Annotated in this window: 15 protein-coding genes and 3 pseudogenes; 6 read left to right on the forward strand and 12 right to left on the reverse strand. The window is 69.4% G+C overall.

Features of this window, described 5'->3' with window-relative positions; translation table 11 throughout:
- Nucleotides 1-33: 33 nt before the first annotated feature.
- The 3 genes and pseudogenes from recA to ADEH_RS18700 all read right to left on the reverse strand — a co-directional run.
- Nucleotides 34-1,008, reverse strand: a pseudogene (gene recA, locus ADEH_RS18690) (recombinase RecA); the annotation flags it as partial.
- An 851-nt stretch (nt 1,009-1,859) separates the two neighbouring features.
- Nucleotides 1,860-2,021, reverse strand: a pseudogene (locus tag ADEH_RS23810) (recombinase family protein); the annotation flags it as partial.
- 6 nt (nt 2,022-2,027) lie between these two features.
- Nucleotides 2,028-2,600 carry a recombinase family protein gene (locus tag ADEH_RS18700; RefSeq protein WP_011422666.1) on the reverse strand — a complete coding sequence of 191 codons (573 nt, stop codon included), beginning with the start codon at nt 2,598-2,600 and terminating at the stop codon, nt 2,028-2,030.
- 170 nt (nt 2,601-2,770) lie between these two features.
- On the opposite strand from ADEH_RS18700, the gene ADEH_RS23345 reads away from it, so the two are divergent.
- Nucleotides 2,771-2,923 (forward strand): hypothetical protein, encoded by a 153-nt coding sequence (locus tag ADEH_RS23345; protein ID WP_198133801.1) that lies wholly within the window; start codon nt 2,771-2,773, stop codon nt 2,921-2,923.
- Nucleotides 2,924-3,026: 103 nt separating this feature from the next.
- Nucleotides 3,027-3,617, forward strand: a complete 591-nt coding sequence (locus tag ADEH_RS18705; protein ID WP_015934847.1) for a sce7726 family protein — start codon at nt 3,027-3,029, stop codon at nt 3,615-3,617.
- Here ADEH_RS18705 and ADEH_RS18710 read toward each other — a convergent pair.
- The 5 genes from ADEH_RS18710 to ADEH_RS18730 all read right to left on the reverse strand — a co-directional run bounded on the left by ADEH_RS18710 (nt 3,532) and on the right by ADEH_RS18730 (nt 8,589).
- Nucleotides 3,532-4,665 (reverse strand): beta family protein, encoded by a 1,134-nt coding sequence (locus ADEH_RS18710; protein WP_011422669.1) that lies wholly within the window; start codon nt 4,663-4,665, stop codon nt 3,532-3,534. The two genes, ADEH_RS18705 and ADEH_RS18710, sit on opposite strands and share 86 nt — an antisense overlap.
- Nucleotides 4,666-4,985: 320 nt before the next feature.
- Complete coding sequence (locus ADEH_RS18715) at nt 4,986-5,390, reverse strand: hypothetical protein (RefSeq protein ID WP_232287335.1); 405 nt, start codon at nt 5,388-5,390, stop codon at nt 4,986-4,988.
- 709 nt (nt 5,391-6,099) lie between these two features.
- Nucleotides 6,100-6,855 carry an ATP-binding protein gene (locus tag ADEH_RS18720; RefSeq protein ID WP_269529118.1) on the reverse strand — a complete coding sequence of 252 codons (756 nt, stop codon included), beginning with the start codon at nt 6,853-6,855 and terminating at the stop codon, nt 6,100-6,102.
- 265 nt (nt 6,856-7,120) lie between these two features.
- Entirely contained in the window at nt 7,121-7,678 is a 558-nt protein-coding gene (locus ADEH_RS18725; RefSeq protein ID WP_011422673.1) for a hypothetical protein, read from the reverse strand.
- The gene (locus tag ADEH_RS18730; RefSeq protein ID WP_011422674.1) at nt 7,678-8,589 is read right to left on the reverse strand and encodes a hypothetical protein; all 912 of its coding nucleotides are present in this window, start codon (nt 8,587-8,589) and stop codon (nt 7,678-7,680) included. Before ADEH_RS18730 ends, ADEH_RS18725 begins: the two co-directional genes overlap by 1 nt.
- Before the next feature lie 314 nt (nt 8,590-8,903).
- Here ADEH_RS18730 and ADEH_RS18735 point away from each other — a divergent pair, with 314 nt between their 5' ends.
- The gene (locus ADEH_RS18735) at nt 8,904-9,338 is read left to right on the forward strand and encodes an HNH endonuclease signature motif containing protein (RefSeq protein ID WP_011422675.1); all 435 of its coding nucleotides are present in this window, start codon (nt 8,904-8,906) and stop codon (nt 9,336-9,338) included.
- Nucleotides 9,339-9,594: 256 nt separating this feature from the next.
- Here the strand turns inward: ADEH_RS18735 and ADEH_RS18740 are convergent, their stop codons facing one another.
- Entirely contained in the window at nt 9,595-11,394 is a 1,800-nt protein-coding gene (locus ADEH_RS18740; RefSeq protein ID WP_011422676.1) for a DNA methyltransferase, read from the reverse strand.
- Between the two features lie 506 nt (nt 11,395-11,900).
- Between ADEH_RS18740 and ADEH_RS18750 the strand changes: the two genes are divergently transcribed.
- Nucleotides 11,901-12,128 (forward strand): hypothetical protein, encoded by a 228-nt coding sequence (locus tag ADEH_RS18750; RefSeq protein WP_232287336.1) that lies wholly within the window; start codon nt 11,901-11,903, stop codon nt 12,126-12,128.
- Nucleotides 12,129-12,320 carry a hypothetical protein gene (locus tag ADEH_RS18755; protein ID WP_015934851.1) on the forward strand — a complete coding sequence of 64 codons (192 nt, stop codon included), beginning with the start codon at nt 12,129-12,131 and terminating at the stop codon, nt 12,318-12,320.
- Here the strand turns inward: ADEH_RS18755 and ADEH_RS18760 are convergent.
- Nucleotides 12,317-12,634, reverse strand: a complete 318-nt coding sequence (locus ADEH_RS18760) for a hypothetical protein (RefSeq protein WP_015934852.1) — start codon at nt 12,632-12,634, stop codon at nt 12,317-12,319. The genes ADEH_RS18755 and ADEH_RS18760 overlap by 4 nt on opposite strands.
- 93 nt (nt 12,635-12,727) lie before the next feature.
- Between ADEH_RS18760 and ADEH_RS18765 the strand changes: the two genes are divergently transcribed.
- Nucleotides 12,728-12,952, forward strand: coding sequence for a hypothetical protein (locus ADEH_RS18765; RefSeq protein WP_015934853.1), 225 nt, complete (start codon nt 12,728-12,730; stop codon nt 12,950-12,952).
- Between the two features lie 31 nt (nt 12,953-12,983).
- Here the strand turns inward: ADEH_RS18765 and ADEH_RS23730 are convergent.
- Nucleotides 12,984-13,169 (reverse strand): annotated as a pseudogene (locus ADEH_RS23730) (magnesium chelatase domain-containing protein); the annotation flags it as partial.
- Between the two features lie 151 nt (nt 13,170-13,320).
- On the reverse strand, nt 13,321-14,001 hold the full coding sequence (locus ADEH_RS18770) for a uracil-DNA glycosylase (protein ID WP_011422679.1): 681 nt from the start codon (nt 13,999-14,001) through the stop codon (nt 13,321-13,323).
- Between the last annotated feature and the right edge of the window lie 34 nt (nt 14,002-14,035).

The following is a 14,035-nucleotide window of genomic DNA, read 5'->3' on the forward strand; positions in this document are numbered from 1 at the left end:
TGCCCGCCGCCGCCCACCGCGCGCCGCGGGCCCCTACCCCGCCGCTTCGGCGGCCACGACCGCGAGCGGGGTCGGCGCCCCGGGCGCCTTGATCCGCTCCACCAGCCGCTCGAGCGCGGCCGGGTTCGCGCGCAGCCACTCCGCGGCGCGCTCGCGGCCCTGCCCGATCCGCTCGCCCTCGAACGAGAAGTGGGCGCCGGACCTCTCCACCGCGCCGCGCTCGACCCCGAGGTCCACCGCCTCGGCGAAGCGGTCCACGCCCACGCCGTAGCGGATGTCGAACTCGGCCTCGCGGAACGGGGGCGAGACCTTGTTCTTCACCACCTTCACCCGTGTGCGGCTCCCCACCACCGCGTCGCCCTCCTTCACCTGGCCGATGCGCCGGATGTCCATGCGCACCGAGGCGTAGAACTTGAGCGCGTGGCCCCCGGTGGTGGTCTCCGGGTTCCCGAACACCACGCCGATCTTCATCCGGATCTGGTTGATGAAGACGACGATGGTCTGGTTGCGCGACACGACGCCGGTGAGCTTGCGGAGGGCCTGGCTCATGAGCCGCGCCTGCACGCCCATGTGCGAGTCGCCCATCTCGCCCTCGATCTCGGCCTTCGGGACGAGCGCCGCCACCGAGTCCACCACGATGACGTCGCAGGCGCCGGAGCGGACCAGCTGCTCGGCGATCTCCAGCGCCTGCTCGCCGGTGTCCGGCTGCGACACGAGCAGCTCGCCCAGGTTCACGCCCAGCTTCCGCGCGTAGCCCACGTCGAGCGCGTGCTCGGCGTCGATGAAGGCGGCCACCCCGCCCGCCTTCTGCGCCTCGGCGATGGCGTGCAGCGCGAGCGTGGTCTTGCCCGACGACTCCGGCCCGAAGATCTCCACCACGCGGCCGCGAGGGAGCCCGCCCACGCCGAGCGCCAGGTCGAGCCCGATGGAGCCGCTCGGCACCACCGGCATCGCCGCCGGCTCCTCCGCCTCCCCCAGCCGCATGATGCTGCCCTTCCCGAAGCTCTGAACGGATCACCGCGTCCGATCGCTCCGCCTCCGCCGCCGCTCGGGCCACCCGACGTCACCACGCCGTTCACCTCCAGCCAACCGTCCGGGAAGAGGAGGATCTCGCCGCCCGGCCCCACGAGCCACTCCAGGATCCTGCGCCACGACGCCTTGACGTTCTCGTAGACGGCGGCCTCCTCTGCGTCACGGGGGGCACCGAAGGCGCTGTCCGGCCAGCCGTACGAGAGGCCCTCGCGGATCTTCTCGACCGTCTGTTCCATCTCCTCCTCGTTGATCGGTGCCGCCTCGGCCGCGGCCATCCGCGCGTGGGCAGCGTCCCGAGCCGCCTCCGCCGCGTTCTGCTGCGCCCGGATGCCCTTCAACTCCGCCTCGAAGATGCGCTCGCGCACCTGCCCGAGCGTCCGCATGTGGACGAGCGTCCGCTCCTGCCGGTCCAGGGTGCGGAGCTTCTTCTCGGCGGCGGCGACCTCCTGCTTCGCATCGTCACGCCCGGCTCGCGAGCGCTCCGCCTCGGCCTGCCTCCGCAGCCCCTCCCGCACGATCCTCGGATCGGAGAAGGCCCTGGTCAGCGAGGCCACGAGTCGCGCGTCCACGTCCGCGACAGCGATGCGCGGCTTCCCCCGCCCGCACCCGCGCGGGCAGAAGTACTTCCGCTCCCGGCGCCCGTCTCCGCCACCCGACAACGCTGCGTAGATGCGCGTGCCGCACTCGCCACACGAGGCGAGCTTGCGCAGCAGGGTGAACACCTTCGGCCGCGGACCCGAGAGCTTGTTGTTCAGCGTGAGCTGGGCGATGGCCCGCCGCTGCGTCACCTGATCCACGATGGGTTCGAGCTGGGTCGTGGCGCCGTACGTCGTGTAGCGCCCCACCGCGCCCGGCGAGTGGATGAGATGCGCCACCGTGCGCTTCAGCCACCGCCGATCCCCTCTGCCCAGCGGGCTCGGGATCCCCTTCGCGTTGAGCACCTCCGCGATCTCCCTGAGCGACATGCCGGCGAGGCACATCTCGAAGATCGACCGCTAGACCTCGGCGCGCTCCGGGTCGAGCGTCCACCCGTGCATCTTGTCGAAGCGCCGGCCGTACGGCGGAAACCCGATGATGAGGCGCCCCTCCTGCGCTGCCCGCCGCTTCCCGGCCACCGTACGCTCCACGATCTTCCGGCGCTCCTCCGCTGCGCCCTCTGCCCGGACGATGGCCAAGATCCGGCCGGTCATCGTGCGCGGGTCCGTGATGGATCCATCGGCCTCCACGATGACAGCGTGGGCGCGGCGGATGATGCCGAAGACAGCCTCCTGCTCGTCGGGGTCGGCGTGCCGAGTCAGGCGATCGAGATGCCGGACCCGCACCTCATCGAAGCCGACTTCGTCCGCGAGCTGGGCGAGCCGCCGGATGTCCGGCCTGTCCGCGGTGGCCTTGGCGCCGCTCACGGCGAACTCGATCGTCTCCACGAGCATCCCGGGCCGGGAGAGACGCAGGCGCTTCAAGGCGGCGCGCTGGTCCTCGGGCGTGTCTCGGTCCGCCTGAGCGGAGGTGGACACCCTGATCAGCTCTATGAACCTCGGCCCCGTGCTCGGGGCGGTCGCGATCGTCACGATGCACCTCCGTCGTTCTGGCCCTTCCCCCAGCGCGCCTGCGCTCCCTTGCGGCCGGCGCCCGAGCGAACGGCGGCACGGATCGCCTGGACAACCTCCGGCCCGCGCACACGAGATGCAACCGCGAGCGGCAGGATCTCACCGCCCGCGCGTACCGCGACCGCAACGGCGTGAAGGCGCTGCCGCCCTCGCGCGAGCAGCGCCGGCATGACGCGGCGGTGGCGGGTGCGCTCTCCGTCGCGGCCCTCCTCGTCATCATCGCGATCGGGGTGCCCTGGCTGCTCGCGAAGCTGGCTGGGCGCGCCGTCCCGACGTCGGTGTAGCCGCAGCCCCGGCCGCGGCGCTGGACGACCAGCGGGAGAGGATCGCTCCGCCGGCCGGCTAGAAGCGTCGTCGGGTTGGCTCGCTTCGAGACGGCGCGTTAGGATGCGCACCGTGCGCGACCTCGACGTTCGCCTTGCGCTACATGAGACGGTACTCGCGCGGCATCGCGACGACCCGGAGACGATCGTCATCGACGAGTTCGGGTTGAACTGGGGCGTGGTCCGCGTGGACGTCGCGGTCGTGAACGGGACCATCCACGGCTACGAGATCAAGAGCGACTCGGACACGCTCGACCGGCTTCCCGTGCAGGCCGAGATGTACGGCCGCGTCCTCGACCGAGTCACCCTGGTCGCCGGCCGCCACCTCGCGGCTGCAGAGCGGCAGGTGCCGGACTGGTGGGGGCTCTGTGAGGCCATCGAGGTCGCGCCCGGGCAGGTAAGGCTCCGGTCCGTCCGGCGCGCCCGGTCGAACCGGAACCTCGACCTGAAGGCCGTCGCGATGCTGCTGTGGCGCGACGAGGCCCTGGCCATCTTGGAGGAGATGGGCTGCGCGGCAGGGCTCAGAGGCAAGCCCCGCCGCGCTCTCTACGGCGCCCTCGTGGAGCGCCTTAGTTCGACGCAGCTCCGCTCGCGGGTGCGGCGGGCACTGAAGCGCCGAGGGCCAGCTTGGAGAGCTGGTCCACCACGAACGTGATGTGGTGGTTGGTCGCGACCCGCCGCCACGTCTCGTGGTTGCCCGACCCGACGGTCCCGCTGGCGCACGCCGCGATGTAGTCGTCGCCCGCGCTGAACGCCGACCCGCAGTACGCCGGGTGCTTGACCACCAGCTTGCTCAGCGCGGTGAACTGGCCGAAGCCGTAGTTCTTGACGTTCCGGCCGCGGAAGATGACCCACTCGTCATCGCTCGTGTACCGGATGCTGGCGCTGATGAGGATGACGCGCGGGTCCAGCTCCTGGAGGTCCCAGTGCGCGACGGCGTAGTCGCCGTAGGTGGGCCGTCTCGGGAGGGAGCCGAGGGCCTTCCAGAGCGCCCACTCCGCGCGAGGCAGCGTGTGGACCCCGGGTGCGATGCCGCTCAGGTTCAACGGGAACGCCGTGGCGACGATGGTGAACGTCCGCCACGCCTTCAGGTTCGGGACCTTGCCGATGGCGCTCGCCGCCAACGCGGCGTTCACGGTCGTCTTGTTGGCCGACACGTCCTGCATGTCGATGACGACGTCAGCCGTCTTCTGCGTGACGCCGGTGGCCAGCAGCGCCTTGCTCACGGCCACCGGGAACGCGGGCGCCATCACCGCGTCGAGGCCCTCCCGCAGGCAGACGCCCCGCCGGTCCTTCTTGTGGATGCCGGCCGCGGCCTGGAGGATGTCCTGGGTCGCGCCGGTCGAGATGACCGGGATGGCGAGGATGGCCGCCGCACGGAGCCGGTCGAAGAGCCCGGTGAGCGTGGCCCCCGTCGCCTGGTTCGGCGGCAGGAGGCGGATGTCCACGAAGATGGGGTGGGCCGTGCCCCAACTCGACTTCATCTCCGCGATGGCGTCGTCCAGGTGCTTGGACAAGGTCTTCTTGGCGGCGCCGGTCTCGGGGTCGGTGGGGACGGGAACGACCTCGACCAAGGGCGTGCAGGCCGCCTTCACGGCGGGGTCGAGGTCCTTCAACGCGCGCGCCTCCCCGCGCTTCCACTTCAGGACCGGGACGTAGTGCTGCTCGGAGAACTCCATGTTGAACTTCTGATCTGCTTCCATAAGCTACTCTCCTCATCAAGGACGCTGGTGCGCGGCTTACACCCAGCGCGAAATGCGCGGGTGGGCCCACACCGGATTTCGGCCGCGGGACTAAGTGTTCGCGCCTGCGGTCGATTCAGGCGAAACGCGCAGTCTTCCCGTTCTCGGCAGGCCAGTGTCCGTGCCGTTCCAGGCAGCCGCTTGTTCCGGGGTCCTTGACGAGGAAGGCGGAAAGTACGAAATTCCGCCCGTTCACCCCACGTCGTCGGATCGAGACTGGGCTGCTGATGTCTCCGAGGGCCTGCGGCTGCAACCGCGGGCCCTCACCGTCTTCCCTGCTACTAGTTCCTCTTCATCACCACCTCGCACTGATGTTGCCGCGAGCAGAATTCGCCGCGACCATGGGACAAGATGCTCCCGTCCTGTCGGAGCCGGTGCAGCGCAACTCGCACGGCGGAGCCGGCGCGCGGGAGTCCCAGCGCGCGTGCGATCGTAGACGGCGAGAAGGTTTCGTCAGGGTGCTCGTCCAAGAGTTTGACGATCTGGGTCGCGACGGAGACCTCCCGGGCAGCACCACCTCCGAACGCACGAGATGGATGGTAGAGCACCTCCACGTCTCGCGCCGAGAGTGCGGGAAGCTCCTTGGACACGACAGCGGGCTCCTGAGCCCGATCTTCGCCGTGGAGCAGCGCGTCGAGTTGACGCTCCAGTCGCGCCACCTCGTCTCGCGCCTTCGCGATCTGCATCGACAACTCGATGACCTGCTCACGTCGCCCCATGGTGAAGTCAATACTAAGCCCCGTAACGTTACAGTCAATCTGAGAAACGTTCCGCGTAACACGTCCAGCTCGAAAACCCCTCTGCCGTCAAGAGGTTGCGCAGGACCGCGGCATGTTGTCGCGGACGTAACTCGTTACCGGACTCCTGGACACTCCGAGCACCTGCGCGCCAGGTACACTGGCTGGTTCACATCTAACCACGATGGTCTGACATCGAGGGAGGGCGGCGCCGTAAGTCCATCGAACTGCTGCAGATTTTAGCCCCGCTTCGGTCGACTTCATCACGCAGGGTGATGGTGCCGTCTGGGCTCGTGTCGGCGCGCCCGACAAGCAGCGCCCAGAGCACCTGGTGCGGGTCGCGCCCGCGGCAGAGGTCGGCCGCGATCTCCCACAGCTCCTCTGCTCCCAGCGTGCGACGTTCACCGCCGACGGCGCCGTCGTGGGCAGCGCCGTCGGGAACACCAGCTCGGTCTTCTTCGCCTTCATGGCGCCGAGCGTGGAACGACCAGCCGGAGCGGGAACCCGCGCGCGGGAATCCGTGCTGCCCTTCCCGAACTGCTTCTCGATGCCGGCCACGGCATGGCCCAGCGCCTTCCACTTCTCGCTCAGCTTGCTCACGTCCTGCCTCGCTTCTCCCGCCGGCGGCTGGGGTGGTGCCGCCCGCGGGCGGCGTGGATCACAGGAGCGGGCGGTCCAGCGCGCGGTACTGGATCGCCTCGGCCACGTGCGCCGCCTTCACGGCCTCGTCGCCCTCCAGGTCGGCGATGGTGCGCGCCACCCGCAGCACCTTGTCGTGCGCCCGGGCGGACAGCCCGAGCCGCGCCACCGCGTCGTCGAGCAGGCGCCGCCCCGCCGCGTCCGGCGCGCAGATCCGGCGCAGCGCCGCGCCGCGCAGCCGCGCGTTCACCGGCGCGGTGCGGGGGCCGGCCCGCGCCGCCTGCCGCTCGCGGGCCCGCGCCACGCGCGCCCGCACCTCGGCGCTCGGCACCCCGGGCGCGCCGCCGGACAGGAGCGCGGGCGGCACCGCCGGCACGTCCACGTGCAGGTCGATGCGGTCGAGCAGCGGGCCGGAGATCCGGCGCCGGTACGTCACCAGCTCGTGCGCGGTGCAGTGGCAGGCGCGGGTGCGATCGCCGTGGTGGCCACACGGGCACGGGTTCATCGCCGCCACCAGCATCACCTGCGACGGGTAGGTGACCGAGCGTCCCGCGCGCGCGATGCACACCTCCCCGTCCTCCAGCGGCTGGCGCATCGCCTCGAGCACGTGCCGCCGGAACTCGGGGAGCTCGTCGAGGAACAGGACCCCGTGGTGCGCGAGGGAGATCTCGCCGGGCCGCGGCGCGCTGCTGCCGCCCACCAGCCCGGCGTCGGAGATGGAAGCGTACCGCCTTCGCGGAGCAGCTTCGCGAGGCCTGCGCCGCGATGGCGGGATTCCTCTGCCTTCTAGCGACGACCGCTACGACTGCGTTGGCCGTGAGCGCGTCGACTTCGTGGTCGCGGACGTGGCCACATCCATCGCAGATTCGCTGATGACTGGCGCTACGGTCGATGCGATGGTGCTCAGTCTCTTGCAGTGCGTCATCGACGCCCGGAGGCGAGTGCCTTCACAAGACGTCGCGACGTCCTAGTCATGTCGATGTGTCCCTGGCGAGTATTCGTTCCCGCTGCACGGGACCCGGCGGGGAAACCAGCACGAACTACTGTGGCCTGGTCGCAGACTGCTTGCCAGCATCCTCGTCGAGGGACGTGAACCACACATCGAGGTTCTGCTTGATCTGTAGGAGCGACACTAGGAGCAGAACGATAGTGCCACCCGCGAACGACAGGCACGCTGCCGCCGCCCACCAGCGCGGGATAAGCCCAACCGTCAACTGAAGCGCTGACGTTACAAGAGCGGCAAGGATGGAGAAGAACAAGAGATGACTTAGCCGCCTCAGCGGTGCGTAGTGTGACTCGGTGTGTCCGAACGCTCGAGCCCGTTCCGCGTGCTCCTTGTAGGCGGCGGAGTCGTACAGCCCCTCCTTCATCTTCACGAGCACGAACGTCTTCAGCGACAGCATGAAGCCGCCGATTGTTAGGAATCCGGCGAAGAAGCTACCGCGCATGTTCTTCGTAAAGAACTCGAAGACTGGGTCAACTTGCCCAGAACCAGGCGCCGGCAGAGCGTGATGGAACCACCACGCGGCGACTGCCGCCGGCAGAGCGCCCACCGCAAACACGCCAAAGACGAACACCCAGACGAACAGGGACCGCATCACTGCACCTCAAAGATGTCCTTGTTCTTCTTCGCCGCGTCCAACAGCGCCTTGATCATCGCCGACTTCGCAAACTCTTCGACCTTCAGGTTCATCGTCTTAGCTGCTTGGCCGAACTCGACGTCGCCGAACTTCTCGTAGTTGTTCAGCAGGTTGATGATCTGCTCGTGTCCATCTTCGTCGTCGCCCACGATTCTACCCTTCGCGTCGGACAAACCCTTCAACACGGAGAGTACCGCAGCCTTCACCTTGCTCTGGCTCTTGTCTCGGTCGAAGACGTACTCCTCTCGCGCGAGCGTGATGAGGTCCTTCATGACAGGAGCAAACAAGGGCGCTTGCTGAGCCTTTAGAGCGCCGAAGTCAATGCGGAGCCGCTTCACACGACTCATCGCCTCGACCAGTTCGGGGACGTCCTCGTTACGAACGAGTTGGGTCAGCTTCAGCCTGCTCGACAGCCCCGCCCGAATGGTCTTCTTCTTCTTCTCGGTGACCTCGCCGCTGGCCTCGGCTGCCGAGATCGCGCTCTCAACCTCGCGCCGCACCAGCTGCTTGAGGTGATGGTCGAGGTACTCGCCGAACTTACGAACCCCCATCGACTGATGGTAGTGCTGGTACAGACCTCGACGCGTCGCCTCGTTGATCACGAAGAAGTTGAAGTCGATGACGGCGCGTCCAGCGGCGACCTCTCTGACTTCGATGACCAGGTTCTCCTTGGCGAGTTCGCACACCTGCCGCTGATCCTTGGTCGACAGGACTAGGCCAACGAAATAGCCGTCCTTCTTCGCTACGCGGATGATCCGGTCATAGAGCGCAAACCGCGCTGGCGAAGCCTTCTGGAGGAAGGTGGTCAACTCCGGAAGGCCCAGCGGCCCTTCACCCTCGAGCGCGAATCCAAGATACCGAATCTTCACATGTCCTCCGCTAGGCGAGAGGGTGCCGACATCCGGCGGCAATATACCGGGCGAACCGCTCTCGGAGTAAACGTCTCCACTGGAACGATGACGTCTCTCGGCTACGGCAGAACGCGAAGTCCCTGCGATGTGACCCCAATGTGTGTCCGACCGTGCGCCCGACAGCGTCAGCTGTCGCCTGTTCACGGTACGTCGCGGTGACGCTGGGTGAGACGGTTGACGGTCCGCGCGGAGACGCTGCTACCGCCACGCACACGCCGCGACAGCGAGACGTCACCCCCACTCGGCCCCACGTTCAACTCTCCCGGGGCTCCATGACCAGGACCACGGTTGCGCTGGTCGCCGCGCTCGCTGCTGCTCCGCTGCTGGTGCCGACGGCCGCTGACGCGGGCACCCACGTCCGCGGCTACTACCGGAAGAACGGGACGTACGTCGCGCCGCACTACCGGAGCTCGCCGGGCTCGGGCGCCGTCCGCAGCCACCCGCCGCGGACGTACCGGCGAACGCCGACGCCCTCGTACACGCCGCGCGATCATCACGGGAAGGTCAAGCGGAGCAGCTCGGCGAAGGCCGCGTTCCGGCGTTCGCACCCCTGCCCATCGACGGGCCGCAGCTTGGGCGCGTGCCCGGGCTACGAGGTGGACCACGTGACGCCGCTCGCCTGCGGTGGCTCGGACGCCGCCTCGAACATGCAGTGGCTCACCACGCGAGAGAACCGGCGCAAGGGTGCCGCGGGCTGCCGGCGCTGACGCGCCTGATGGTCGGTTCGGTCACGACGGGCCGACGCCACGCACATCGCCGCACAGCAGTTGCCTACCCCTGCGCGGAAGCGATCCTTTGCACTCGGTCCGCCTCGCGCGCCGGGTCGTTGAGCGGCCACACCCCCCGGACCGTTTCGGCCCCGCGCGCGCTGGCACCTGCCGCAGATCGCGGCCGGGTGATTGCGGCGCCCGACCCCGCAGCGCGTCGTGCAGTAGGTCGCGCTTCCATGCGCGCAGGTTCACTTCACCGCTTTCCCTTTGTTCGCAGAGCCTGCCCGATGGCCTCCTCAGACGGTCGTCCCGCCTGTTCACGTATTAAGGGCGTGGCCGTTTCTGACGAGTGCTCAGGAACGGTAACAAGCACCCCTCGGCGCGGAGGCGGCGCGGGTAGCGCCATGCCCGGCAGCACCAAGGTGCCACCGGCGGGCGGCGTGGTTTCGGTAATTTCGACGCCGGGATAGTCGACCCGCCGCCCGGCAAAGATGTCTGACGCGGATACGATCTGAAGCCGAGGGTACTTGCGCCCGGTATGAGGGTCTTTCCACATGCCCGCACGCGCCGCCTCGACCCGCATCTCCTGCGTCGGATCCTGCATCGTGACAAGCACGCCCATCGCGGCCTTTTCTCGCTGAACTGTGCCGTGAAGTTCTCGTACGTTGGCTGGCGTAACTGTGCGTCCGCCCTTCACGGAGACAACAATTTCGTAGACTCGCCCGTCAGCGCGGAACTTGATCATCCCGTCGATTCCGCGATCGCGTCCGCGCCTGCCCTCGCGCCGTCCCGGGACACCACCTACTGGGTGCGCACCGATCCGATGCACGGCCCACCACTGGAATTGGTACTTATCCGTCTCGGCCAGATCCCGGGCGCTCTCCAGGTCCTGCGGCTCGCCAGCAAGTTCGTACTGAATCCCAGGGAACCCGCTCGCGAGCCGGTCTCTGATCACCCGGATCGCCAAGTACGTCACATCGATACCGATCCATTCACGGCCTAGGCGCTGAGCCGCTTCCACCGCGGTGCCGCACCCGCAAAAAGGATCAAGCACAACGTCGCCGGGACAGGAGGAGGTCGCGATGATGCGCTCGAGCAGTGCGAGCGGTTTTTGTGTCGGGTACCCCAGTCGCTCCGCTGCCTGGGAGTTCACGGGAGGGATATCGTCCCAGAGGCTTTGAACCTTCACGCCCTTCGACTCATCGAGATACATCTTCAGGCGAAGTTGACCGCCGCGTTTCGTCGGGAAATGGAGGCGCCCGGCGGTGTCGTACTGCCGCATCCTCTCCGGATCGCAGGACCACCCGTTACGATGCGGCTGGTACGTCACCCCGTTGCTCGCGTGATACGCGTAGTGCAGGTTCGGCCGCGGCTTCGGGCTCCGCAGCGTGACCGACTGCCAGACGCGACCGTCCTCGTCCTTCCCGCTAAAGCGCTTCGCCGCGTACTCCGCCGTGAACGGGCGATACTGACAGTGGAACTGGTACTCGGGAGATCGCGTGTAGAACAAGATGGTGTCGGTTACCGCACCGAAGTTTCGCCGCGGGTCACCGTGGCTGTGCGTTCGCTTCCATATGATCTCGTTTCGGAATTGCTCTGGACCGAAGATGGCGTCCATGAGCAGTTTCAAATAGTGGCTGGCGGTCGGATCGCAGTGCAAGTAGATGGAGCCGCTCCGTGCGAGCACGCGCCGCAACTCGATCAACCGAGGCGCCATCATCACCAGATACGCCGCCATGTCACTTCTCTGCGGAAGCGCCTTGTAGAACGCTTCGATCAGCACGGACACCGCAGGCGGGATACCGTGGTTCACGGAGTCTGGCCCGGTCAGCTCCTCGTATGTCTCCTGCGCCTGCTGGTCCCAGTGCCAGCAATCCTCAAACGCTCGGAGTTGCGCGACTGACGACGAGAGGTCGTGCTCCTTGAAGAGCACGTTGTAGTCCTGGTTGGAGTTGAAGGGAGGGTCGAGGTACACGAGATCGACGCACTCATCCGGAACGAACTCGCGCAGCATTGGCAGGTTGTCGCCGTAATAGAGCTTTCCGGGTCGCATAAATTACGCCTATCACTCAGCGTAATCCGTTCTCAAACTTATCGACCGATTCCAGGCGATATCGCTAACGGCGCGAGACGCCGAGGCGCTCGAGGTTCCGCCTGCGCGCCCGGGCGATCCCGCACTCCGGCGAGCAGGTCCGGGCGCGCCGCCGCATCAGCTCGCGCAGGCCGCGCGCGCGGCGCCGCTCGAGCGCCTCGCCCCACCCGACGCCGCACTCGGAGCAGCTCCACGCCGCCCCGCGTGGCTCCCGGATCCGGACGCGCTTCGCGCGCGCCCAGCGCGCCTCGGCGAGCCGGCGGGCACGGGCCCTCGAGCAGGTCGGGGAGCAGGTCCTCGCCGCGATCGTCAGCGGCGGGAGGCCGGCCCGCCGGCGGCGCCGGTCGGCCGTCGTCCACGGGCACCGGCACTCGGAGCAACGCCACCAGGAGGGCACGAGGACAGCCTACGCGATTGTGGCGGGCATGCGATCGACTCTAGGTGTTCTCACTGGTTGTCAGACCCTCATGGATCCGTGTCCGCACCCGCAGGAGGAGGAGATCACCATGTCGAACTCGAAGAAGCTGATCGTGGCCGGGTACGTCGCGGAGATGTTCACGCGGACGGACGTTCCGACGCTGGGCGGATCGGTGACGCTCAAGGGCTTCCGGTGCAAGATGTGCGACCTCACCGTGCTAGCGGAAACGAAGGAGCAGGTTCCGCCGCATGAGTGCGACCGCGGATCGGTGCTCTAGGTGGACCCGCTCGTCCTGCTCCTCGCGGTCCCGGTCGGGCTCGCGCTGACCTGGGTGTCGTTCTACGTGGCGGCGCACGCCGTGCTCAAGGCGTGGCGCCGGTCCCGGATGCGCCAGGTCGCGGCTGAGGAGGACCTCGCCGACGCCCGTGCCGAGGAGCGCCTCGCGCGGATGCGGACCGGCCGCGGCTAGAACGCCGCGCCGACCAGCAGCACCGCGCCGCCCGGCCCGCCGGCGACGGTGGCAACGCCCTCCGCCTGCCACCGCCAGAGGCTCACGCGGCGCGTGGCGACGGCGCCGGCGAGCCACCCCGAGGGCGAGACCACGCCGAAGCGGCTGGGGCGATCCTCGTGCGCCTGGCAGGGCTCCGCGGGAGGCGTCCGCGCGGCGAGCGTCGCCGGCGCCGAGAACAGCTGCCGTGTCACCAGCGCGCCGCTCCCCTCGAGCCGCGCCCCGAGCGTGCCGGTCAGCCGGTACTCGCCTGCGGCCAGGCCGCGCTCGAGCACCAGGTCGGTGCCGAGCAGGAGCTCGCCGCCGCCCGGGCGCGGGCCGAGTCGGCCGAGCGGCGGAGCGCCGTCGCGGCCGAGCTCGAGGTGAAGGTGGCCGCGCTCCGCGAGCGCCTCGCCGACGCGACCGACCAGGACTGGCGCCAGCTCGTGGAGATCCTGTTCCCGCGCACCGCGGCGACCGGCATCCGCGTCTTCCCGGACGGCCGGATCGACCTGCGCGGCGCGCTCTCGCTGGACGACGGCGGCGAAGCCGCGCTCTCGCGCGCCGCGCGCGACACCTCGCGCGTGCTGGTCCGGCTCGCGACGCGATCGTAGGCCGGCGGAGGGTTCTCCGAACCGTCACCCGCTTCGACGGGAGCTTCACCCCGAGGTTCCGGATGGCGGCGAGCACCCGCACCTCGGCCTCGCGCACCGGCCCGGCCGCGAGCCCGACGATGTAGAACCCGGGCAACCCGACCGTCGCGTCCATCTCGACGTCCACCGGGACGGCGTTCACGCCGAGCACCGCCCCGGATCGCACGCGCACGAGCATGCACGCGCGTTCAGCAGCCCGCGTGCCAGCGGCGGGCGCCCGCCGCGCCCCGTGGATCCGCGGGTCCGGGCCGCGCGGCAGGCGCGGCGAGCGGCGATCGGGTCCGGGGAACGTCCGGCGCGGACGGCGCGCGGCCGGCCGCCGCCGGCGCTCAGCGCGCCAGCGCGACGGCGCGGGCGAGGACCGCGTCGATCATGGCCGGGGTGAGCCGGCCGGTCTGCGTGTTCTGCTGGGAGGGGTGGTAGCAGCCGAGCACCGCCGGGAGCCCGGGCAGGCGCAGCTCGGCGCCGTGCCCGAAGCGCGGCCGCGGGCGCGGGAGCTCGCGCCCGGCGCGGCGCAGCGCGGCCAGGATCGCGTCCCACCCGACGGACCCGAGCGCGACGAGCACCCGCGGGGCGAGCAGCGCGAGCTCGCGGTCGAGGAACGGCGCGCAGCGCTCCAGCTCGTCGGGGGTGGGCCGGTTGTCGGGCGGCGCGCACCGGCAGGCGGAGGTGATCCAGGCGCCCTCGAGCGCGAGGCCGTCGTCGCGCGCCCGCGAGCTGGGCTGGCTGGCGAGCCCGGCCCGGTGGAGCGCCGCGTACAGGAAGTCGCCGGACCGATCGCCGGTGAACATGCGCCCGGTGCGGTTCGAGCCGTGCGCGCCCGGCGCGAGCCCCACCAGCGCGATGCGCGCGCGGGCGTCGCCGAAGCCGGGGATGGGCCGGCCCCAGTAGACCTCGTCGCGGTAGGCGCGCCGCTTCTCGCGCGCCACCTGCTCGCGCCAGGCGACCAGGCGCGGGCAGGCGCGGCAGCGGACGACCTCGGCGGCGACGGCGGAGAGCGTGTCGGCCATGCGGGAGGGCGGAAGAGGTGCGGCCCGGTCCGGC

The sequence above is a fragment of the Anaeromyxobacter dehalogenans 2CP-C genome, from assembly GCF_000013385.1.
In the GTDB taxonomy this organism is placed as follows: Bacteria; Myxococcota; Myxococcia; order Myxococcales; family Anaeromyxobacteraceae; genus Anaeromyxobacter; species Anaeromyxobacter dehalogenans_B.